The organism is Citrobacter sp. KH_055_1 (assembly GCF_057838705.1).
The window spans coordinates 3,920,590-3,942,027 of sequence record NZ_CM174473.1 but is presented as its reverse complement, the minus strand read 5'-3'; the positions used below and the strand labels follow the sequence as shown (position 1 = coordinate 3,942,027).

Annotated in this window: 20 protein-coding genes; 10 read left to right on the top strand and 10 right to left on the bottom strand. The window is 52.4% G+C overall.

The genetic code is table 11. The annotated features are described in order from the left end of the window. Window position 1: 1 nt before the first annotated feature. The 7 genes from ftsQ (at window position 2) to mutT (ending at window position 8,452) form a co-directional block, all read left to right on the top strand. Window positions 2–838: a cell division protein FtsQ gene (ftsQ, locus tag AC3ITF_RS18570; protein ID WP_096758299.1), complete on the top strand. Its 837-nt coding sequence runs from the start codon at window positions 2–4 to the stop codon at window positions 836–838. Beyond that, window positions 835–2,097, top strand: coding sequence for a cell division protein FtsA (gene ftsA / locus AC3ITF_RS18565; protein WP_003018755.1), 1,263 nt, complete (start codon window positions 835–837; stop codon window positions 2,095–2,097). The genes ftsQ and ftsA overlap by 4 nt, the downstream gene beginning before the upstream one ends. Window positions 2,098–2,282: 185 nt before the next feature. Next, window positions 2,283–3,434: a cell division protein FtsZ gene (gene ftsZ / locus AC3ITF_RS18560; protein ID WP_003018753.1), complete on the top strand. Its 1,152-nt coding sequence runs from the start codon at window positions 2,283–2,285 to the stop codon at window positions 3,432–3,434. 100 nt (window positions 3,435–3,534) lie between these two features. Continuing rightward, the gene (gene lpxC, locus AC3ITF_RS18555) at window positions 3,535–4,452 is read left to right on the top strand and encodes a UDP-3-O-acyl-N-acetylglucosamine deacetylase (RefSeq protein ID WP_045439825.1); all 918 of its coding nucleotides are present in this window, start codon (window positions 3,535–3,537) and stop codon (window positions 4,450–4,452) included. Window positions 4,453–4,733: 281 nt separating this feature from the next. Then, on the top strand, window positions 4,734–5,240 hold the full coding sequence (secM, locus tag AC3ITF_RS18550) for a secA translation cis-regulator SecM (protein ID WP_115259455.1): 507 nt from the start codon (window positions 4,734–4,736) through the stop codon (window positions 5,238–5,240). A gap of 60 nt (window positions 5,241–5,300) precedes the next feature. Continuing rightward, window positions 5,301–8,006, top strand: coding sequence for a preprotein translocase subunit SecA (secA, locus tag AC3ITF_RS18545; protein WP_489175909.1), 2,706 nt, complete (start codon window positions 5,301–5,303; stop codon window positions 8,004–8,006). Window positions 8,007–8,062: 56 nt separating this feature from the next. After that, window positions 8,063–8,452: an 8-oxo-dGTP diphosphatase MutT gene (gene mutT, locus AC3ITF_RS18540; protein WP_115259453.1), complete on the top strand. Its 390-nt coding sequence runs from the start codon at window positions 8,063–8,065 to the stop codon at window positions 8,450–8,452. 101 nt (window positions 8,453–8,553) lie between these two features. On the opposite strand, the gene yacG is transcribed toward mutT, so the two are convergent. The 3 genes from yacG to coaE are packed head-to-tail and all read right to left on the bottom strand — an operon-like array spanning window position 8,554 to window position 10,121. Further along, the gene (yacG, locus tag AC3ITF_RS18535; protein ID WP_137362004.1) at window positions 8,554–8,748 is read right to left on the bottom strand and encodes a DNA gyrase inhibitor YacG; all 195 of its coding nucleotides are present in this window, start codon (window positions 8,746–8,748) and stop codon (window positions 8,554–8,556) included. A gap of 9 nt (window positions 8,749–8,757) precedes the next feature. Next, complete coding sequence (gene zapD / locus AC3ITF_RS18530) at window positions 8,758–9,501, bottom strand: cell division protein ZapD (protein ID WP_115259451.1); 744 nt, start codon at window positions 9,499–9,501, stop codon at window positions 8,758–8,760. Then, window positions 9,501–10,121 (bottom strand): dephospho-CoA kinase, encoded by a 621-nt coding sequence (gene coaE, locus AC3ITF_RS18525; RefSeq protein WP_153880555.1) that lies wholly within the window; start codon window positions 10,119–10,121, stop codon window positions 9,501–9,503. Before coaE ends, zapD begins: the two co-directional genes overlap by 1 nt. A 225-nt stretch (window positions 10,122–10,346) precedes the next feature. Here coaE and AC3ITF_RS18520 point away from each other — a divergent pair, with 225 nt between their 5' ends. Further along, entirely contained in the window at window positions 10,347–11,390 is a 1,044-nt protein-coding gene (locus tag AC3ITF_RS18520) for a GMP reductase (RefSeq protein WP_115259449.1), read from the top strand. A gap of 109 nt (window positions 11,391–11,499) precedes the next feature. Here the strand turns inward: AC3ITF_RS18520 and hofC are convergent, their stop codons facing one another. The 4 genes from hofC to nadC all read right to left on the bottom strand — a co-directional run bounded on the left by hofC (window position 11,500) and on the right by nadC (window position 15,649). After that, the gene (gene hofC / locus AC3ITF_RS18515; protein WP_115259448.1) at window positions 11,500–12,702 is read right to left on the bottom strand and encodes a protein transport protein HofC; all 1,203 of its coding nucleotides are present in this window, start codon (window positions 12,700–12,702) and stop codon (window positions 11,500–11,502) included. Continuing rightward, window positions 12,692–14,077 (bottom strand): type II secretion system protein GspE, encoded by a 1,386-nt coding sequence (gene gspE, locus AC3ITF_RS18510; RefSeq protein WP_117342308.1) that lies wholly within the window; start codon window positions 14,075–14,077, stop codon window positions 12,692–12,694. The genes hofC and gspE overlap by 11 nt, the downstream gene beginning before the upstream one ends. Window positions 14,078–14,086: 9 nt before the next feature. Then, window positions 14,087–14,524 (bottom strand): prepilin peptidase-dependent pilin, encoded by a 438-nt coding sequence (gene ppdD, locus AC3ITF_RS18505; RefSeq protein WP_115259446.1) that lies wholly within the window; start codon window positions 14,522–14,524, stop codon window positions 14,087–14,089. Between the two features lie 231 nt (window positions 14,525–14,755). Next, entirely contained in the window at window positions 14,756–15,649 is an 894-nt protein-coding gene (gene nadC, locus AC3ITF_RS18500; RefSeq protein ID WP_489175908.1) for a carboxylating nicotinate-nucleotide diphosphorylase, read from the bottom strand. An 87-nt stretch (window positions 15,650–15,736) separates the two neighbouring features. Between nadC and ampD the strand changes: the two genes are divergently transcribed. Further along, window positions 15,737–16,300, top strand: a complete 564-nt coding sequence (ampD, locus tag AC3ITF_RS18495) for a 1,6-anhydro-N-acetylmuramyl-L-alanine amidase AmpD (RefSeq protein ID WP_096758288.1) — start codon at window positions 15,737–15,739, stop codon at window positions 16,298–16,300. Next, window positions 16,297–17,151 carry a beta-lactamase regulator AmpE gene (ampE, locus tag AC3ITF_RS18490; protein ID WP_096758287.1) on the top strand — a complete coding sequence of 285 codons (855 nt, stop codon included), beginning with the start codon at window positions 16,297–16,299 and terminating at the stop codon, window positions 17,149–17,151. Before ampD ends, ampE begins: the two co-directional genes overlap by 4 nt. 81 nt (window positions 17,152–17,232) lie before the next feature. Here ampE and AC3ITF_RS18485 read toward each other — a convergent pair whose 3' ends face one another. The 3 genes from AC3ITF_RS18485 to aroP all read right to left on the bottom strand — a co-directional run bounded on the left by AC3ITF_RS18485 (window position 17,233) and on the right by aroP (window position 21,118). Further along, window positions 17,233–18,183 (bottom strand): glycoside hydrolase family 43 protein, encoded by a 951-nt coding sequence (locus AC3ITF_RS18485; RefSeq protein ID WP_115259444.1) that lies wholly within the window; start codon window positions 18,181–18,183, stop codon window positions 17,233–17,235. After that, complete coding sequence (locus AC3ITF_RS18480; RefSeq protein WP_115259443.1) at window positions 18,183–19,589, bottom strand: glycoside-pentoside-hexuronide (GPH):cation symporter; 1,407 nt, start codon at window positions 19,587–19,589, stop codon at window positions 18,183–18,185. The genes AC3ITF_RS18485 and AC3ITF_RS18480 overlap by 1 nt, the downstream gene beginning before the upstream one ends. Before the next feature lie 155 nt (window positions 19,590–19,744). Beyond that, window positions 19,745–21,118, bottom strand: coding sequence for an aromatic amino acid transporter AroP (gene aroP / locus AC3ITF_RS18475; RefSeq protein WP_115259442.1), 1,374 nt, complete (start codon window positions 21,116–21,118; stop codon window positions 19,745–19,747). Between the last annotated feature and the right edge of the window lie 320 nt (window positions 21,119–21,438).

Genomic DNA, 21,438 nt, shown 5'->3' with positions numbered 1-21,438 from the left:
TATGTCGCAGGCTGCGCTGAACACGCGAAACGGTGATGATGAAGAAGAAGCTCTCTCCTCACGCCGCAACAATGGAACGCGTCTTGCAGGAATTATTTTCCTGCTGACAGTGCTGTGCACCGTGTTTGTCAGCGGCTGGGTAGTGTTGGGATGGATGGAAGATGCGCAGCGTTTGCCGTTGTCAAAACTGGTTTTGACCGGCGAGCGTCACTACACGCGCAACGATGATATTCGTCAGTCCATCCTGGCGCTGGGCGCACCAGGAACCTTTATGACTCAGGATGTCAACATCATCCAGAGCCAGATTGAACGCCTGCCATGGATTAAACAGGCGAGCGTCAGGAAGCAATGGCCTGATGAATTGAAGATTCATCTGGTTGAATATGTGCCAATAGCGCGTTGGAATGATCAGCATATGGTCGATGCAGACGGAAATACGTTCAGCATACCGACGGGTCGCTCCAACAAGCAGGTATTACCGATGTTGTATGGCCCGGAAGGTAGCGCAAGTGAAGTGCTGCAAGGGTTCCGCGATATGGGGCAGGTGCTGGCTAAGGACAGATTCACCCTGAAGGAAGCGGCAATGACCGCGCGTCGTTCCTGGCAGTTGACGCTGAATAACGATATTAAGCTGAATCTGGGCAGGGGCGACACGATAAAACGTTTGGCTCGCTTTGTGGAACTCTACCCGGTTTTACAGCAGCAGGCGCAAACCGATGGCAAAAGGATTAGCTACGTTGATTTGCGTTATGACTCAGGAGCGGCAGTAGGCTGGGTTCCCTTGCCTCCTGAGGAATCTAATCAGCAACAGAATCAGGCACAGGCAGAACAACAATGATCAAGGCGACGGACAGAAAACTGGTAGTTGGACTGGAGATAGGCACCGCGAAGGTAGCCGCTTTAGTAGGGGAAGTTCTGCCCGACGGTATGGTCAATATCATTGGCGTGGGCAGTTGCCCATCGCGAGGTATGGATAAAGGCGGGGTGAATGACCTTGAGTCAGTGGTGAAATGCGTACAGCGCGCCATTGACCAGGCTGAACTGATGGCGGATTGCCAGATTTCCTCGGTGTATCTGGCGCTTTCTGGTAAACATATTAGCTGTCAGAATGAAATTGGTATGGTGCCCATTTCCGAAGAGGAAGTGACACAGGAAGACGTAGAGAACGTGGTGCATACGGCGAAATCCGTACGCGTACGCGATGAGCATCGTGTTCTGCATGTCATTCCACAGGAATACGCCATTGACTACCAGGAAGGCATTAAAAATCCGGTAGGGCTTTCCGGCGTACGCATGCAGGCTAAAGTGCATCTGATTACCTGCCACAACGACATGGCGAAGAATATTGTTAAAGCTGTTGAACGTTGTGGCCTGAAAGTTGACCAACTCATATTTGCCGGGTTGGCAGCCAGTTATTCTGTCTTGACGGAAGACGAACGTGAGCTGGGTGTCTGCGTAGTCGATATTGGTGGTGGTACAATGGATATCGCCGTTTATACTGGCGGCGCGTTGCGCCACACCAAAGTGATCCCTTACGCAGGGAATGTGGTAACCAGCGATATCGCGTATGCCTTTGGTACGCCGCCGAGCGATGCCGAAGCCATCAAAGTGCGCCATGGCTGCGCGCTGGGATCTATCGTCGGTAAAGATGAAAGCGTTGAGGTGCCAAGCGTGGGCGGTCGTCCGCCGCGCAGTCTGCAGCGTCAGACCCTGGCAGAGGTGATTGAGCCGCGTTATACCGAGCTGCTCAACCTGGTCAACGAAGAGATTTTGCAATTACAGGAACAGCTTCGCCAGCAGGGTGTGAAACATCATCTGGCGGCGGGGATTGTATTAACCGGTGGTGCGGCACAAATTGAAGGTCTTGCGGCCTGCGCTCAACGCGTGTTCCACACGCAGGTGCGAATTGGTGCACCGCTGAACATTACCGGTCTGACAGATTATGCCCAAGAGCCGTATTATTCAACGGCAGTGGGGTTGCTTCACTACGGGAAAGAATCCCATTTGAGTGGTGAGGCTGAAGTTGAAAAACGTGTAACAGCATCGGTTGGATCGTGGATCAAACGACTCAACAGTTGGCTGCGAAAAGAGTTTTAATTTTTATGAGACCGGCAACAATTACGGTCTCAGGCGACAGGCACATACACAACATCATTCAAGTTGCATCGCGGCGGCAACTGAGCGAATCACCTGGAGCATAGTTTACTATGTGACGGGAGTGAGTGAAGGCAGCCAACAAAGAGGCGGCTTGAAGGATGAAGTGTAAAACGGAGAGAGAAACTATGTTTGAACCTATGGAACTAACCAACGACGCGGTGATTAAAGTCATCGGCGTCGGTGGCGGCGGCGGTAATGCCGTTGAACACATGGTGCGCGAGCGCATCGAAGGTGTTGAATTCTTCGCGGTGAATACCGACGCTCAGGCGTTGCGTAAGACTGCGGTTGGACAGACCATTCAGATTGGTAGCGGTATTACCAAAGGTCTGGGCGCGGGTGCAAACCCGGAAGTCGGTCGCAATGCGGCTGATGAAGATCGTGAGGCTCTGCGTGCAGCGCTTGACGGCGCAGACATGGTGTTCATCGCAGCAGGCATGGGCGGCGGTACCGGTACCGGTGCAGCGCCAGTGGTTGCTGAAGTAGCAAAAGATTTAGGTATTCTGACCGTTGCTGTCGTGACTAAGCCTTTCAACTTTGAAGGCAAGAAGCGTATGGCATTCGCGGAGCAGGGTATCACCGAGCTGTCCAAACATGTGGACTCTCTGATCACTATCCCGAACGACAAACTGCTGAAAGTATTGGGTCGCGGTATTTCACTGCTGGACGCGTTTGGCGCAGCGAACGACGTGCTGAAAGGCGCGGTTCAGGGTATCGCTGAGCTGATCACCCGTCCGGGTCTGATGAACGTTGACTTTGCAGACGTACGCACCGTGATGTCCGAAATGGGCTACGCGATGATGGGATCTGGCGTGGCGAGCGGTGAAGACCGTGCAGAAGAAGCCGCTGAAATGGCGATCTCTTCTCCGCTGCTGGAAGACATCGATCTGTCTGGCGCACGCGGCGTGCTGGTCAACATCACTGCGGGCTTCGACCTGCGTCTGGATGAGTTCGAAACCGTGGGCAACACCATCCGTGCATTTGCTTCGGATAACGCGACCGTGGTTATCGGTACCTCTCTGGACCCGGATATGAACGACGAACTGCGCGTCACCGTGGTTGCCACTGGAATTGGTATGGACAAGCGTCCGGAAATCACCCTGGTGACCAACAAGCAGGTACAGCAGCCGGTAATGGATCGTTACCAGCAGCACGGTATGGCGCCGTTGACGCAAGAGCAGAAACCGGTAGCAAAAGTGGTCAACGACAATACGCCGCAGACCACCAAAGAGCCGGATTATCTGGATATCCCCGCATTCCTGCGTAAGCAAGCTGATTAAGAATTAGCTGGAATTTGGGAATTGTGCCTCTTTGTGCTAAACTGGCCCACCGAATGTATAGTACACTTCGGTTGGATAGGTAATTTGGCGAGATTATACGATGATCAAACAAAGGACTCTTAAACGTATCGTTCAGGCGACTGGCGTCGGTTTGCATACCGGCAAAAAAGTCACCCTGACATTACGCCCTGCGCCGGCCAACACCGGGGTCATCTATCGTCGCACCGACTTGAATCCTCCGGTAGATTTCCCGGCCGATGCCAAATCTGTGCGTGATACCATGCTCTGTACGTGTCTGGTCAATGAGCATGATGTACGGATTTCAACCGTTGAGCACCTCAACGCTGCTCTGGCGGGCTTAGGCATCGATAACATCGTTATTGAGGTTAATGCCCCGGAAATCCCGATCATGGATGGCAGTGCTGCTCCGTTCGTTTACCTGCTGCTTGACGCAGGTATTGAAGAACTGAACTGCGCCAAAAAATTTGTACGCATCAAAGAGACCGTTCGTGTCGAAGATGGCGACAAGTGGGCTGAATTCAAACCGTACAATGGTTTCTCGTTGGACTTTACCATCGACTTTAACCATCCGGCGATTGATTCCAGCACCCAGCGCTATGCGATGAACTTCTCTGCGGATGCGTTTATGCGCCAGATTAGCCGTGCGCGTACTTTCGGCTTCATGCGTGATATCGAATATCTGCAGTCCCGTGGCCTGTGCCTGGGCGGTAGCTTCGATTGTGCCATCGTTGTTGACGATTATCGCGTATTGAACGAAGACGGCCTGCGTTTTGAAGATGAATTCGTTCGTCACAAAATGCTCGACGCGATTGGTGACTTGTTCATGTGTGGTCACAACATTATTGGTGCATTCACCGCGTATAAATCCGGTCATGCATTGAATAATAAATTGTTGCAGGCTGTCCTGGCAAAACAGGAAGCTTGGGAATTTGTGACCTTCCAGGACGATGCAGAACTGCCGCTGGCGTTCAAAGCACCTTCGACCGTACTGGCGTAACGACACCCGTTGTCGCAAAATTCGACTGGTAAATCTGGTACTCTCTCCGGCCAGGTAAGCCAGTCGTTTTTTTTATATACTCACTAACGCAGCCTTTCTCAACGCAAACTTTTCCCTGCCGTAACGTTAAAATAGTGTGCGATCGCTGCTTTGTTGAGCATATTTTCCCATGGCGGGTTGTCATTACTGCTGTGGAGCGGTCGCTTTAATGATAAGATCCGTGCGCAAAAATCGTTTTGAATTTATAACCCCAAATGCAGGGTATATCAGGTGGCAAAAACGTGAGTGGAATACTGACGCGCTGGCGACAGTTAGGCAGACGGTACTTCTGGCCGCATCTCTTATTGGGGATGGTCGCGGCGAGTTTTGGCCTGCCCGCGATCGGTAATGCCGCTGAACCGAATACCCCCGCCAAGGCGACCACCCGTAATCACGATCAATCAGCTAAGGTCAACTTTAGCCAATTGGCGTTGCTGGAGGCGAGCAATCGTCGCCCGAATTTTACCGTCGATTACTGGCATCAGCATGCTATTCGTACGGTTATCCGTCACCTTTCTTTTGCCATGGCTCCTCAGGCGTTACCCGTTGCCGAAGATCCATTGCCGAATCAGGCGCATCATCTTGCTTTACTGAATACGCTCAGCGCGATGCTGACGCAGGAAGGCAACCCGCCGGCGACCGTAAGTCGCGTGACGTATGCCCATTTTACTTCTCAAGCCGCGTTTAGCGTTCCTGTCTGGATAAGCCAGCTGCAGGGGATCCGCGCCGGTCCTCAACGCCTCAGCTAAAAAAAGAACCTTCCAACTATAATTTTTGACTCCGCGCTGCGGGGCGTTTGAGATTTTATTATGCTAATCAAATTATTAACGAAAGTATTCGGTAGTCGTAACGAACGTACACTGCGTCGTATGCGCAAAGTGGTCAACGTCATCAATGCCATGGAACCGGAGATGGAAAAACTCTCCGATGATGAACTGAAAGCGAAGACCGCTGAGTTCCGCGCGCGTCTGGAAAAAGGCGCGACCGTTGAGAGCCTGATCCCTGAAGCATTCGCGGTGGTACGTGAAGCGAGTAAACGCGTATTTGGTATGCGCCACTTCGACGTGCAGCTGCTGGGCGGCATGGTACTCAACGAGCGCTGCATCGCTGAGATGCGTACCGGTGAAGGTAAAACGCTGACCGCGACGCTGCCGGCATACCTGAACGCGTTAAGCGGTAAAGGCGTACACGTGGTGACCGTCAACGACTATCTGGCACAGCGTGATGCCGAGAATAACCGCCCACTGTTCGAATTCCTCGGTATGACCGTAGGGATCAACATGTCTGGCCTGCCCGCGCCTGCTAAGCGTGAAGCCTATGCCGCCGATATCACCTACGGTACCAACAACGAATACGGTTTTGACTACCTGCGCGACAACATGGCGTTTAGCCCGGAAGAGCGCGTTCAACGTAAACTGCACTATGCGCTGGTGGATGAAGTTGACTCCATCCTGATCGATGAAGCGCGTACGCCGCTGATCATTTCCGGCCCGGCTGAAGACAGCTCGGAAATGTATAAAAAAGTGAACAAAATCATCCCGCATCTGGTGCGTCAGGAGAAAGACGATTCTGACACCTTCCAGGGCGAAGGCCACTTCTCTGTCGATGAGAAGGCGCGTCAGGTGAACCTGACCGAACGAGGTCTGGTACTGATCGAAGAACTGCTGGTGAATGAAGGCATCATGGATGAAGGCGAGTCACTGTACTCTCCGGGCAACATTATGCTGATGCATCACGTAACCGCCGCGCTGCGCGCGCACGTCCTGTTTACTCGCGATGTTGATTACATTGTGAAAGACGGCGAAGTTATCATTGTCGACGAACACACCGGACGTACCATGCAGGGCCGTCGCTGGTCCGATGGTCTGCACCAGGCCGTTGAAGCGAAAGAAGGCGTGGATATCCAGAATGAAAACCAGACGCTGGCATCCATCACCTTCCAGAACTACTTCCGTTTGTACGAAAAACTGGCCGGTATGACCGGTACAGCGGATACCGAAGCGTTTGAGTTCAGCTCTATCTACAAACTGGATACCGTTGTCGTGCCGACCAACCGTCCGATGATCCGTAAGGATTTACCGGATCTGGTATACATGACTGAAGCGGAAAAAATTCAGGCTATTATTGAAGATATTAAAGAGCGTACCGCTAACGGTCAGCCGGTGCTGGTGGGGACTATCTCCATCGAAAAATCTGAAGTGGTTTCTAACGAGCTAACCAAAGCCGGTATTAAGCACAACGTGCTGAATGCCAAGTTCCACGCCAACGAAGCGGCGATCGTTGCACAGGCGGGTTATCCGTCAGCCGTGACCATTGCCACCAACATGGCGGGTCGTGGTACGGATATCGTGCTGGGCGGGAGCTGGCAGGCAGAAGTTGCCGAGCTGGAGAACCCGACCGAAGAGCAAATCGCGCAGATTAAAGCCGACTGGCAGATGCGTCACGACGCGGTATTAGCCTCCGGTGGTTTACACATCATTGGTACCGAACGTCACGAATCTCGTCGTATCGATAACCAGCTGCGTGGTCGTTCTGGCCGTCAGGGGGATGCGGGTTCTTCTCGTTTCTACCTGTCGATGGAAGATGCGTTGATGCGTATTTTTGCCTCTGACCGTGTGTCAGGAATGATGCGTAAACTGGGTATGAAACCGGGCGAAGCGATCGAGCACCCGTGGGTAACCAAAGCCATCGCCAACGCGCAGCGTAAAGTAGAAAGCCGCAACTTCGATATTCGTAAACAGCTGCTGGAATACGATGACGTTGCCAACGATCAGCGTCGCGCCATCTACACCCAGCGTAACGAACTGCTGGATGTGACTGACGTTAGCGAAACGATTAATAGCATCCGTGAAGACGTCTTCAAAGTCACTATTGATGCCTATATTCCGCCTCAGTCGCTGGAAGAAATGTGGGATATTCCGGGCCTGCAAGAACGTTTGAAAAACGATTTCGACCTTGAGATGCCGATTTCAGAGTGGCTGGATAAAGAACCTGAGCTGCATGAAGAGACGCTGCGTGAACGTATTCTGGCTAACGCCATTGAAGTGTATCAGCGTAAAGAAGAGGTTGTGGGTGCAGAAATGATGCGCCACTTCGAAAAAGGCGTGATGCTGCAAACCCTCGATTCCCTGTGGAAAGAGCACCTGGCAGCAATGGACTACCTGCGTCAGGGTATTCACCTGCGTGGTTATGCGCAGAAAGATCCGAAGCAGGAATACAAGCGTGAATCCTTCTCTATGTTTGCATCGATGCTGGAGTCGCTGAAATATGAAGTGATCAGTACTCTGAGCAAAGTTCAGGTGCGTATGCCTGAAGAAGTCGAAGCAATGGAGCAGCAGCGTCGCGAAGATGCTGAGCGTTTAGCGCAGATGCAGCAACTGAGCCACAAAGATGATGAATCTGCTGTAGCAGAAGAACTTGCTGCGCAGACCGGCGATCGTAAAGTCGGTCGTAACGATCCGTGCCCTTGCGGTTCCGGTAAAAAATTCAAGCAGTGCCATGGTCGATTGAGCTAAGCAAATAACTCACTGAAAAGGCGCAGAATTCTGCGCCTTTTTTATGGATAAACAAAATGAAAATACTGCAAATTGCCGTTGGGATTATTCGTAATCAGCAAAAAGAGATTTTTATTACTCAGCGTGCCGCGGATGCCCACATGGCGAATAAGCTGGAATTCCCCGGTGGCAAAATTGAAGCAGGCGAAACCCCTGAGCAGGCGCTGATTCGAGAGCTACAGGAAGAAGTCGGGATTACACCCGTTCATAGTACGCTGTTCGAAAAGCTGGAGTACGCGTTCCCGGACCGACACATCACGCTGTGGTTCTGGCTGGTCGACAGCTGGGAAGGTGAGCCATGGGGTAAAGAGGGACAACCGGCGCAGTGGGTTGCGCAGTCTGCACTGAATGCAGAGGATTTTCCGCCGGCCAATGAACCGGTGATTAACAAGCTGATTGCGGGATAATGAACGGTATTCGTAGGCCTGATAAGCGCAGCGTCATCCGGCAGAATGACATAAAAATGCCGGATGCGGCGTTGCCTTATCCGGCCTACGCTTTAGCAGAATTACTTCTGCTCTTCACTCCAGTCATCGCTTTCTGATAAGTCGCCGGAGCTGGGAATACGCTTCTCTTCTGCGGCCCATTCGCCCAAATCGATTAACTGACAGCGTTTACAGCAAAATGGGCGAAACGGACTCGCGTCTCCCCAGACGACGGGTTTACCACAGGTTGGGCAGTTGACGATGGTTTGTTCAGACATGTTTACTCCTTAACAGCACGCCAGGTCAAAATCGAGGCGTTCTGGTACCTGGCCATTTTCGCTATCCAGCGGCATAAAACGAATGGCAAAACGGCTTTTATGACCGGATATCTGCGGGTAGAGCTGTGAATCAAGCGGCAGATGCAAACGTAGCAAATCCGCATCGTCACCGTTATCCTGGTAAAAACCGTTCAGGCTAGTTTGTTTACGGAACGGTGCCGAATTACGGATTAGATCCAGAACCAGCGTCAGCGCCTGAGTCAGTGGATTCAGGCTGGCAAGCCAGTTTTCAACCTGCACATCTCGCTGCGACTGAGGCAGATGCAGCCAGATATGCAGAGTTGGCAAATCAAAACTGCAGCATCCACCAGGAATACTTAAACGCTGGCGTACAAGACCAATCAGGCGATCTTCACGTAGTGTTTGTCCAATACGCGGTGCTGAAATTAAAACGCTGCCTGCGCTTTTTAACTGCTGGCGCAGGGCATCTATTCTGCTTTGATCGACGCCGGGAACTTCAACCCAGGCCTGAAGTTTACGCTGTTGTCGTTCCAGTTCCTTGAGGAGTTCGGTACGGACTTCGCCGCGTTCAAATACATCCAGTAAATCCCCAATATTTCTAAAAAAATGCAGTGCGCCTGCATAATCGGCAATGGGTAAGTTAACGGAGAGTTGCTGAGTCAGAAACTCAATGCGCAGCCATGTACGCATCTTCTCATTGAGAGGGTGTTCAAAAAGGACCTGGGTGTGCATTACGGTTTTTCCTGTGAGACAAACTGCGACGCGCAGTGCAAATAGCGCGCGTGCAGGCGGGCGACATCCGAGGTGATGGCATCCGGTGCGCCATTATTATCAATAACATCGTCAGCCACGGCAAGACGAGCTTCACGTGTTGCCTGGGCTGCCAAAATTTGTTCAACATGTTCGCGTGTCACATCATCACGCTGCATGGTTCGTCTGAGCTGGGTCTCGGGAGTAACATCCACCACGAGTACGCGATTGGCCTTTTTGTACAGTGAGTTTTCAACCAGCAGGGGGACAACCCATAACAGATAAGGAGATGTCGCTTGCTGAAACTGGCGCTGAGTTTCCTGTTGAATCAGTGGATGGAGCAGGGCGTTCAGCCAGGATTTTTCATCAGGATCGGAAAAAATACGTTCGCGTAAAATTCGCCGTTGCAACGAGCCATCTGCGGCGATGAGTTCACTGCCAAAATGTTCAGCAATCGCGTTAAGGGCAGGCGTACCAGGCTCAACAACTTGACGCGCAATAATATCGGCGTCAATCACGTTTATTCCGAGGTCAGCGAACGCATTGGCAACGGTACTTTTACCACTGCCAATGCCGCCAGTTAAGGCTACCGTATACCTCATAGATCCGGATCCTGGAGTTTAAGTTTGATTATCAAACAGTTAAAAGTTAAGCATGCGAAGGCGAGGCTGCTGCAGGATTGACCTACTCTGCGCCAGGTAAATTTATGGGATTGTAGCGTAAAAAAAGAGAATTTCGCAGTCTTGCGCGGTATTGATTAGTGCGTATGATAGCGTCACTGGAGTTGTGAGTTTCGATTTTTCGCCATTAACCCCAGGAATCCGCACATGCGTATCGAAGAAGATCTGAAGTTAGGTTTCAAAGACGTTCTTATCCGCCCTAAGCGTTCTACTCTCAAAAGCCGTTCCGATGTTGAGCTGGAACGTCAATTTACCTTTAAACATTCAGGTCAGAAATGGTCCGGCGTGCCAATCATCGCCGCAAATATGGACACTGTCGGAACGTTTGCTATGGCAACCGCGCTTGCCTCTTTCGACATTCTGACTGCTGTACATAAACACTATTCCGTAGAAGACTGGTCTGCTTTCGTTGCGAATGCATCTGCTGATGTCATCAAACACGTGATGGTTTCGACTGGGACATCTGACACCGATTTCGAAAAAACCAAACAAATTCTGGCGCTGAATCCTGCGCTGAACTTCATTTGCATTGATGTGGCAAATGGCTACTCAGAGCATTTCGTTCAGTTTGTGTCGAAAGCACGCGAAGCATGGCCGACGAAAACAATCTGTGCCGGTAATGTGGTGACCGGTGAAATGTGTGAGGAGCTGGTGCTTTCTGGCGCGGATATCGTCAAAGTCGGCATTGGTCCAGGTTCTGTTTGTACCACACGAGTAAAAACCGGCGTGGGCTATCCGCAGCTGTCAGCGGTTATCGAATGTGCGGATGCTGCACACGGTCTGGGCGGTATGATTGTCAGCGATGGCGGTTGCACGATGCCGGGTGACGTGGCAAAAGCGTTTGGCGGCGGTGCAGACTTCGTCATGCTGGGTGGTATGCTGGCCGGTCACGAAGAAAGCGGCGGTAAAGTGGTGGAAGAGAACGGTGAGAAATTTATGCTGTTCTACGGTATGAGCTCTGAGTCCGCCATGACGCGTCACGTGGGTGGTGTTGCCCAGTACCGTGCAGCTGAAGGTAAAACTGTTAAGCTGCCACTGCGAGGTCCGGTTGAGAATACCGCCCGTGATATCCTCGGCGGTCTGCGTTCTGCCTGCACTTACGTCGGTGCGTCTCGTCTGAAAGAGTTGACCAAACGTACAACCTTTATTCGTGTGCAGGAACAAGAAAACCGTATTTTCAATAGCCTGTAAGAACACATAGCACGCTGTAAAATGCCTGATGGCGCTCAGCTTATCAGGCCTACGTTCATGATTTTCGTAGGCCGGATAAGGCGTTTACGCCGCCATCCGGCATCTGAATTTACCCCATTCCGCTCATCGCATCTCCCAGATGAAAAATCGGTAAATACATCGCCACTACCAGCGTGCCGATAATTAATCCCGTAATCACAAGCAATGCAGGCTCAAGCAGTGCAGCCAGATTCTCGGCCTGAGACATTGTGTTTTCGCTATGATGCCGGGCCAAATTATGCAGCATCGCATCCAGCGAGCCGGAAGCTTCACCGGTTCTCACCAGCTGTAAACACAGTGGACTAAATTCTCCAGCATTTTTCAGCCCTTGCCAGACCGGTTTTCCGGCACTGATGTCTCGGTGTACCTGCGCTAATCGTTGTGACCAGAAAGGGCAGGCGAGGGTTTCCGCTACGCTCTCCAGACCTTGTAGAAAGGGAATTCCCGCGTTTTGCGTCAACGCCAGAACGGTGAAGATCTGCGTGAGTTTTTGGCCCCTGACCAGCGGTCCCATAACCGGACAGCGCAGCAAAAAACGCTGACGCAGAATAAGCCAGGACGGTTTTTGCTGTATCAGGCTATATGTCACCCCCAGCACCAGGCCGAGTAATCCGATCATCCATCCCCATCGACTGCTGTAATGGGCAAGGGTCATAATCCCCTGCGTTAACGCCGGTAGCGGGGTGTTGAACGTACGATAGATGGCGGCAAATTCAGGTAGTACAAAGTGCAGCATCGCGATGACGACCATTACCGCCATGGTGAGAATGATGACTGGGTAACGCAGTGCTTTTTTAACTTTATCGGTCAGCTGCTGCTGTTGTGTCTGCTGGCGGGCCAGTTCAAAACAGCAGACGTCCAGTTTGCCGGTAAGCTCTCCGGTGCGAATCATCGCCTGGTAAAGTGGCGGAAAAACGTGTTGCCAACGCGACAGCGAGGCGGACAGTGACATACCTTGTTCCATGTCGTAAGCCAGCGAGCGCAGTAGTGCCTGCCACTGATTGCTGGGATGCTGGTCGGCAAGCAGTGTTAATCCGTCGCAAAGCGTCAACCCTGCTTTCAGTAATGTGGCTAACTGGTGTATGACTTCCGTGCTTTGTTCTCTACGCCAGTGCGAGCTTTTAACACGCATACTCTTAATACGAATTGGCGTAATGTGCAGTTGTTGCAGCGCATAGACCAGCGAGGGGCGATCGTCCGACCATAGCGCACCTTCTGCGGGCTGACCCTGAGCGTTTATGCCTTGCCATCGCCAGAGTTGCTTAACGGGCATGGGGCATGCCCAGTACACGGATGAGCTCTTCAAACGTCGTTAACCCTCTTTCAACCGCCTGACATCCGTTCTCGAAAAGTGAATTCATTCCCGCCTGATGGGCGCCGGATTCCACTATGTCAGCAGTGGTACCGTTAGCGATGAGCTGGCGTACTGTGGGTGTGATGGGCAGAACTTCAAACAGCGCCGTGCGGCCATAAAATCCCTGATAGCAGTGTTCGCAGCCTGGAGCCTGCCAGCGCGGAAGCGGCGTGGGCCAGAGCGATGCTGGCAGCGTGACCGGGACATCAAGGCGCTGCCGACAATGGGGGCACAGTTTTCTGACTAATCGCTGGGCGATAACCAGCGTCAGCGCGGAGGCGATCATCCATCGGGCGACGCCCATTTGCTGCAGGCGTACCAGTGTTTCACTGGTGGAGTTAGTATGCAGCGTTGAAAGAACCAGATGACCGGTTTGCGCGGCTTTAAGGGCGATCTCTGCTGTTTCACCGTCGCGGATTTCACCCACCATAATAATGTCGGGATCCTGGCGCAGCAGTGCACGTAATACACCCTGAAACGTCAGGCCTGCGCGCGGGTGAATTTGCGTCTGAGTTACCCCGTCAATCGGGATCTCTACCGGATCTTCTACACTACACAGATTCACCTCCGGGGTATTTCGGGTTTGTAGCGCGCTGTAAAGCGTGACCGTTTTGCCACTTCCGGTCGGACCGGTGACCAGAATCAACCCTTGAGGCTGCTGTAAGGCTTGCGCAAAGGCGACCATCTGCGCGTCCTGCATACCCAGCGCGTTAATTTCCAACGCCTGCTCAACCTGATGCAGCAGGCGTAACACCACTTTTTCTCCGTAGCGACAGGGGAGTGTCGCAATGCGAAATGAGATGGGGGCACCTGAAATCTCAACGGTAAATTGCCCATCCTGCGGTAGTCGGTGCTCGGCAATGTCCAGACTGGCCAGCACTTTTAACCTTGCGGTGAGCGCAATACCCCTCTCCGTCAACACCTCCGGTAACGTGTGCAGCACGCCATCTACGCGTAGCCGTATCCGATAGTGATGTTGTGCGGGCTCAATGTGAATATCAGATGCCCGTTTTACCAGCGCGGATTGTAGCGTCTGTGTGAGTAATTCTGCTGCTGTCGCGCTGCTTTCAGGGATGACCGCTGGCAGCATTTGCCGCGGTTTGTGCGCATGACCTTCCATTTGCTGGCGCGTCCAGCACACGATGTCGATGCGTCTGGTCGTGGCAAAATGCAGTGCATCCAGCAGTTCGTGGGAAGGCGCATCCACGACGGCGATGTGAACCACGTCATTGTCTGCATCCAGTAATATTCCTTGATAGCGTTGGCATAGTGCCGTCAGTTGCGTGGTATTCATCGTTGTTCCTTAGTTGGCATCAAAACGGAAAACGTCTTCACAGGCCTGCTGCAAAGCACCGTCATTTTGGATGTTGCAATTACGGCTCCAGCCGGTAATACCGTTGGCATTGTCCCAGTTGGGCGTCAGGGTGACGCTCAGACCGTTGAGGCTTTCCTGCCCGGTGAGGCTGACGACGCCTTTTTCGACGCTCATGCCGGAGACATAGCGCGTGGTGGCAGGAGAGGGAATACCATTGGCCCCGGCATCACAGGTATCCGTACCACCATGCTCCAGCGCGCAGAGCTCGACAGCAGTGCGATAGGGGACAAAGGTTTGCAGCATGTCGGTCAGTGCCGCCTTACGTAGATAGTTCTGATAAGCCGGAATACCGATGGCGCTGAGAATGGCAATGATGCCAATGACCACCATCAGTTCGATAAGCGTGAAGCCTCGTTGCTTGTCCATAGTTCGCTCCTTGAGTTAGCTGACGCTACTGTGGCAAACCGGAAGGTACTTAGGCGAGGGGCAAAAAATAGAACGGGAAGGCAGGTTCAGAGGGTTTTTACGAAATTACACAAGCAGACAACGTATTTGCGAGGGAATGCGAAGAAACTGCCGGATGGCAGCGTAAATGCTTTATCCGGCTGGGGTTGTAGGCCCGATAAGCGAAGCGCCATCGGGCATTACCATGAGCAATTAACGAAAACGCATGGAGAGATCGAGCGCGCGCACATGCTTGGTCAGAGCACCGACGGAGATGAAATCCACGCCGGTTTCGGCAAACTCACGCAGCGTTTCATAGGTGACGTTTCCTGAAACCTCCAGACGCGCCTGGCCGTTGGTCCGTTTTACCGCTTCGCGCATTTGGTCGGTCTCGAAATTGTCGAGCATGATGATGTCCGCCCCGGCTTTCAGCGCGTCGTCCAGTTCATCCAGACTTTCCACTTCCACTTCAACAGGAACGTCCGGATGCAGCCAGAAGGCTTTCTCTACGGCCTGACGCACCGAGCCAGAGGCAATAATGTGATTTTCTTTAATCAGGAAAGCGTCAGAAAGTCCCAGACGGTGATTCGCGCCACCGCCGCACAGCACGGCATATTTTAGCGCGGTACGTAGCCCTGGCAGGGTTTTACGCGTATCCAGTAGCTGCGTCTTTGTCCCTGCGAGCAGGTCGACGTAGCGGCGTACTTCACTGGCGACGCCGGACAACGTTTGCACAAAGTTAAGGGCGGTGCGTTCGCCGGTCAGCAATACGCGGGAGGGGCCGTCCAGTTCAAACAATGGCTGACTCGCTTTAAGGCTGTCGCCATCTTCAACGTGCCAGCTGATTTTTACATCATCGCCAGCAAGTTGAATAAAGACCTCTTCCACCCAACGTTTTCCACAAAAAACGCCCTCTTCGCGGGTAATCACGGTGGCGTGGGAGCGCATATCCTCTGGCAAAAGTTGTGCAGTGATATCGTTCCTGGCATCAACGTCGCCGCCTAAATCTTCACGCAGCGCCTGAGCGACAGCGGCAGGGATATCCAGGTTGATGCGTTCCAACAGCGCGTCACGTCGGGAGTCAGGGTTATAGCGGCGAGGCGGCATGATAAAACTCCAAATAGCTAACGAATCATAAGAGAGAAACATGCTACCCTGAACCCGATATGAGCACCACCAATAAGGAGATTCTGCATGTTGTTAGATAAGGGTTGGCTGGCGGAGGCGCGACGCGTTCCTTCTCCTCATTATGATTGCCGCCCGGATGACGAAAACCCTTCTTTGCTGGTAGTGCATAATATTAGCCTGCCGCCGGGTGAATTTGGTGGTCCGTGGATCGACGCGTTATTCACGGGAACAATTGATCCTAACGCCCATCCTTTTTTTGCTGAAATCGCCCATTTGCGCGTTTCGGCCCATTGTCTGATTCGCCGCGATGGTGAAATCGTCCAGTATGTCCCTTTTGATAAACGTGCCTGGCATGCGGGCGTGTCGAACTATCAGGGACGTGAGCGTTGTAATGATTTTTCGATCGGTATTGAGCTGGAAGGGACGGATACGCTGGCCTATACCGATGCGCAGTACCAGCAGTTGGCGGCTGTAACGCATGTCCTGATTCAGCGTTATCCGGCGATTGCCAATAACATAACTGGGCATTGCAATATTGCGCCCGAGCGTAAGACCGATCCTGGCGCGTCTTTTGACTGGGAAAGGTTTCGCGCTCTGGTCACCCCCTCGTCACACAAGGAGATGACATGACGCTGTTTACAACATTACTGGTGCTGATCGTTGAGCGCTTGTTTAAGCTGGGTGAACACTGGCAGCTCGATCACCGAACGGAAGCCTTTTTTCGCCGGATTAAGCATTTTTCTATGGCCCGAACCCTTGGCATGACAATGATAGCGATGGGGGTGACATTCCTGCTGCTGCGTGCGCTGTACGGGCTGCTGTTTAACGTTCCGCTGCTGGTGGTGTGGATCTTAATTGGCGTGCTGTGCATCGGCGCGGGTAAGGTGCGTCTGCATTATCATGCGTACCTGAATGCGGCGTTGCGCAATGATGCCCATGCCCGTGAGGCGATGGCCAGTGAGTTAACGCTGATCCATGGCGTCCCGCCGGAGTGCAATGAGCGTGAGTATTTACGCGAGCTGCAAAATGCGCTGTTGTGGAATAACTTTCGCTTTTATCTGGCACCGCTGTTCTGGCTGATTGTCGGCGGCGCGTGGGGTCCGGTGACGCTGGTCGGTTATGCCTTTTTACGTGCATGGCAGTCCTGGCTGGCACGCTATCAGACCCCGCATCAGCGTTTGCAGTCAGGAATTGATGCGATCCTGCATGTGCTGGACTGGATCCCCGTGCGGTTGGCGGGTGTGGTTTATGCGCTGTTGGGGCATGGTGAGAAGGCGCTGCCTGCGTGGTTTGCTTCTCTGGCGGATTTGCATACTTCGCAGTATCAGGTGTTAACACGTCTGGCGCAGTTCTCGTTGGCGCGCGAACCGCACACCGATAAAGTCGAAACGCCAAAAGCCGCCGTGGCGCTGGCGAAAAAGACATCGTTTGTGGTGGTGGTGATTATTGCGTTACTGACCATTTATGGGACATTAGTATAGCGTTATGCCGGATGGCGCTAACGCTTATCCGGCCTACACCATATGTAGGCCCGGTAAGCGCAGCGCCACCGGGCAATGGTTTTAGAATGTATCAGCAGGCGGGATGCCAAAATCCGGCATGCCGTTTTCGTCCCAGCGTACGAGTTTCAAACGTGTATGGCGGTTGGGATCGTATAGCGGGTCGCCCTCAATCTCGGTGTAGTTCCTCGCATGGTACACCAGCACATCTTCCCCTTCCGGCGTTTGCGTAAAGCTATTATGTCCCGGTCCGAACTGACGATTCTCGTAGCTGGTGGTAAAGACAGGACGCGGAGATTTGTGCCAGTTATCCGGGTTCAGTGGATCGGCACTGAGATCAATCCACAGTAACCCCATGCAGTAGTTTTCGTCGGTGGCGCTGGCGGAATAGCTGATGAACAGTTTGTCGCCGTGCACCATCACGGCAGGGCCTTCGTTGACCCAAAAGCCACGGCACTCCCAGTCGTACTCTGGATGACTGAGCATTACCGGCTCGCCTTTAATCGTCCACGGATTTTCCAGCTCCGCGAGATAAATATTGGAATTCCCGGCAATATCGGGGGATTTTTGCGCCCACAGATACCACTGCTTTCCCTGGTGGTTAAAAGTGGTGGCGTCCAGGGCGAAGGTATCAAACTGCGTTTTAATCTGGCCTTTCTCTGTCCAGGTGCCGGTTAGCGGGTCGGCATCAGCACACTCGAGGGCGAACATGCGGTGCTGGAACATTCCCAGCTTGTCGAGTGCCTGAGTGTGCGTAGCGGCAAAATAGATGTACCACTTGCCAGCAATATGATGGATCTCCGGTGCCCAGATCAGTTCGCTCATCGGGCCGCTGTCTGGTTTGCGCCAGACAACCACCGCAGCGGCGGTGCGTAGTCCTTCCAGGGAGTCAGCCCGCCGGATCTCCAGACGATCGTATTCCGGTACAGAAGCAATGAAATAATAGTGGCTGCCGTCACGGAGAATAAACGGATCGGCACGCTGTTCGATAAAGGGGTTAGGCCACTGATTCATCAGGCTTTCCTTGCATTTTCAGGAGATTTAATGTCGTGATACTCATTCAATTCACGGTAGTTGGCGCGACGCTTTTCCAGGTCTGACTGGATTTGCTGCATAAACTCGCGGTCAACTTTCAGCAGACGAACTACGCCAGCAGTAATCAGATAGCCCACGCCCGGAATAAGGGTGAACAGCAGCATGATACCGTTAATGGCGGACTCGCTTTGTGCTTTAGCACCTGCGTCGTAACCGTACCAGGAGAGCAGGAATCCGACCATCGCCCCGGCAATCGCCAGACCCAGTTTCAGGAAGAACAGGTTGCCGGAGAAGCTGATACCGGTGATGCGTTTTCCGGTCTTCCACTCGCCGTAGTCATCGACATCGGCCATCAACGACCAGTGCAGCGGAGAAGGGATCTGATGAAGGATGTTGAGCAGGAAGTAGAGCACCATAATCATCACGGTAGCTTTTGGATCGAAGAAGTAAAACGCGCCAGAGAAAATCGCCAGTACGATATTGGTCCAGAAGAACACTTTCAGTTTGCACCAGCGGTCGGTTAACACCTTCGCCAGGATACTGCCGATCATCATGCCGACAACGCCGAGGCTAATAAACAAGGTGGCAAAGTGCGTGCTTTGTTGCATAACCCAGGTGACGTAGTACATGGTGGCAGCCATGCGAATAAAGCCCGGGCAGACGTTGCACAGGGTTAACAACAGGATTTTTACCCACTGATCGTTCTTCCAGACATCTTTCAGATCGGCTTTTAAATCGTCGTTGGTCTGGACGGCAGGACGCACGCGCTCGCGTACTGTCGCAAAGCAAAACAGGAACATGCACATGCCAATAAAGGCCAGCACGGCCATCGCCATCTGATAGCCCTTCGCTTTGTCTTCTCCACCGAACCAGTCAGCCATCGGCAGCAAAGTGAGAGAAAGTAGCAGAGTGGCAATGCCCACCAGCACAAAGCGATAAGATTGGCAGGCGACACGCTCTTTCGGGTCGTTGGTGATGACGCTGCCGAGTGAGCAGTAGGGAATATTGATCGCCGTGTAGGTGATAGACAGCAGGAAGTAAGTGACAAACGCATAGATAACTTTGCTGTTGTACGTCCACTCTGGGGTGGTAAACATCAGTACGCTGAATAATGCGTAGGGGAAAGCCATCCATAAAAGCCATGGACGAAACCGACCATATTTACTGCGTGTGCGATCGGCCATTGCGCCCATTATAGGGTCAGTTACGGCATCAATAACGCGAACTGAGAGTAATAAAACGCCGACCAATGCAGGGGCGAGGCCAAATATGTCAGTATAAAAATAGTTAACAAACAGCATGATAGCGCCAAATATGATGTTGCATCCGGCATCGCCCATACCATAGCCGATTTTTTCTTTCACCGACAGTTTACTGGTTTCCATCAACTGCGCTCCATAAATAAGATATGGAGAGAATTATTGTCTGGTGAACGTGTTTTTGCGTTGCAGGATAGCGCCGCTGATATGGATGAAATAGTCGTCTGTGGGAAAGTGTGAGGCAGGTAACACCCCCTGCCTTTGCAGGCAGGGGGTGAAAATTAATGTGCTTTAACCGCTCTGGCTGTTTTCTGCTTACACAGATAACCGACGCCAAGAATAGCAATCCACACCGGGATCAGGTAAACGGAGATTGCCATGCCCGGCGTCATCAGCATAATCACCAGCACTGCCGCCATGAAAATCAGGCAAACCCAGTTACCCAGCGGATAGAATAGCGCCGGAAAACGACTGGCGACGCCCTGCTGTTGTTTCGCTTTGCGGAACTTGATGTGTGCAAGGCTGATCATCGCCCAGTTGATCACCAGCGCAGAGACCACCAGTGCCATCAGTAAGCCAAAGGCAGATTCCGGTGCCAGGTAGTTGATCAGGACGCACAGGGCGGTGACCAGCGCGGAGACGAGGATGGTATTCACCGGAACGCCACGTTTATCCACGTTCATCAGCGCTTTTGGCGCGTTGCCCTGTTGAGCCAGACCGAACAGCATACGACTGTTGCAATACACACAGCTGTTATAGACAGACAGGGCGGCGGTCAGCACCACGACGTTCAGTGCGTTAGCCACAAACGTGTCGCCCAGTTCGTGGAAGATAAGGACAAATGGGCTGGTATCTGCCGTTACGCGCGTCCACGGCATCAGGGAGAGCAGGACGGCCAGTGAACCTACATAGAAAATCAGGATACGGTAAATAACCTGGTTGGTCGCTTTCGGAATGCTTTGCTCCGGGTTATCCGCTTCTGCCGCAGTGATTCCGACCAGCTCCAGCCCGCCGAAGGAGAACATGATAATGGCCATCATCATCACCAGACCGGTGAAGCCATGTGGCAGGAAGCCACCTTGATCCCACAGGTTGCTGACGCTGGCCTGCGGGCCACCGTTGCCGCTAAATAGCAGCCAGCCACCGAACAGGATCATCGCCACGACCGCAATAACCTTAATAATTGCAAACCAGAACTCCATCTCACCGAATACTTTTACGTTGGTCAGGTTGATAGCGTTGATGGCCACGAAAAAGACGGCGGCAGAGGCCCAGGTAGGGATCTCCGGGTACCAGAACTGGATGTATTTTCCGACGGCAGTCAGCTCAGCCATGGCAACCAGAACGTACAGCACCCAGTAGTTCCAGCCGGAGGAGAATCCAGCGAAACCGCCCCAGTACTTATAGGCAAAGTGGCTGAAGGAACCGGCTACCGGCTCTTCAACCACCATTTCACCTAGCTGGCGCATAATTAAAAAGGCGATAAAACCGGCGATAGCGTAACCCAGGATAATCCCTGGCCCTGCAGACTGGATAACGGACGCGCTACCGAGGAATAACCCGGTGCCTATCGCGCCACCCAGCGCGATAAGCTGTATATGGCGGTTTTTAAGACCGCGTTTTAGCTGATCGCCATGCTGTTGACTTTCCATCATGAAACCTCGTGTGTGGTTTTACTCTTCATCTTTCGAGTACTTATATTTTGAACCACGCAGTGACGCGTGTGTAAGTTTGCAATTCCGTTTGTTGTATTAATTTGTTTACGGTGATGCTTAGTAAAATGTTGCCTAAATACTTTTGTCTTGATCAGAATAATGTTATGCGAGCGCGAATGCACCTGCTTTATGAAGGGAGGATGACGAGTTGAATAAAAAGAAACCATTTGTAAGCGCGAGCTTATCTACCACAAAATTTCCATTTTGAATTTTTATTCGTTAATTTTGCTTTTTAAATCGATATTTAAGCAGGTGAATCG

Coding starts and splice junctions, on each gene's coding strand:
- ftsQ (WP_096758299.1), top strand. CDS start 2: ATGTCGCAGGCTGCGCTGAACACGCGAAACGGTGATGATGAAGAAGAA.
- ftsA (WP_003018755.1), top strand. CDS start 835: ATGATCAAGGCGACGGACAGAAAACTGGTAGTTGGACTGGAGATAGGC.
- ftsZ (WP_003018753.1), top strand. CDS start 2,283: ATGTTTGAACCTATGGAACTAACCAACGACGCGGTGATTAAAGTCATC.
- lpxC (WP_045439825.1), top strand. CDS start 3,535: ATGATCAAACAAAGGACTCTTAAACGTATCGTTCAGGCGACTGGCGTC.
- secA (WP_489175909.1), top strand. CDS start 5,301: ATGCTAATCAAATTATTAACGAAAGTATTCGGTAGTCGTAACGAACGT.
- mutT (WP_115259453.1), top strand. CDS start 8,063: ATGAAAATACTGCAAATTGCCGTTGGGATTATTCGTAATCAGCAAAAA.
- yacG (WP_137362004.1), bottom strand. CDS start 8,748: ATGTCTGAACAAACCATCGTCAACTGCCCAACCTGTGGTAAACCCGTC.
- zapD (WP_115259451.1), bottom strand. CDS start 9,501: ATGCACACCCAGGTCCTTTTTGAACACCCTCTCAATGAGAAGATGCGT.
- coaE (WP_153880555.1), bottom strand. CDS start 10,121: ATGAGGTATACGGTAGCCTTAACTGGCGGCATTGGCAGTGGTAAAAGT.
- AC3ITF_RS18520 (WP_115259449.1), top strand. CDS start 10,347: ATGCGTATCGAAGAAGATCTGAAGTTAGGTTTCAAAGACGTTCTTATC.
- hofC (WP_115259448.1), bottom strand. CDS start 12,702: ATGCCCGTTAAGCAACTCTGGCGATGGCAAGGCATAAACGCTCAGGGT.
- gspE (WP_117342308.1), bottom strand. CDS start 14,077: ATGAATACCACGCAACTGACGGCACTATGCCAACGCTATCAAGGAATA.
- ppdD (WP_115259446.1), bottom strand. CDS start 14,524: ATGGACAAGCAACGAGGCTTCACGCTTATCGAACTGATGGTGGTCATT.
- nadC (WP_489175908.1), bottom strand. CDS start 15,649: ATGCCGCCTCGCCGCTATAACCCTGACTCCCGACGTGACGCGCTGTTG.
- ampD (WP_096758288.1), top strand. CDS start 15,737: ATGTTGTTAGATAAGGGTTGGCTGGCGGAGGCGCGACGCGTTCCTTCT.
- ampE (WP_096758287.1), top strand. CDS start 16,297: ATGACGCTGTTTACAACATTACTGGTGCTGATCGTTGAGCGCTTGTTT.
- AC3ITF_RS18485 (WP_115259444.1), bottom strand. CDS start 18,183: ATGAATCAGTGGCCTAACCCCTTTATCGAACAGCGTGCCGATCCGTTT.
- AC3ITF_RS18480 (WP_115259443.1), bottom strand. CDS start 19,589: ATGGAAACCAGTAAACTGTCGGTGAAAGAAAAAATCGGCTATGGTATG.
- aroP (WP_115259442.1), bottom strand. CDS start 21,118: ATGATGGAAAGTCAACAGCATGGCGATCAGCTAAAACGCGGTCTTAAA.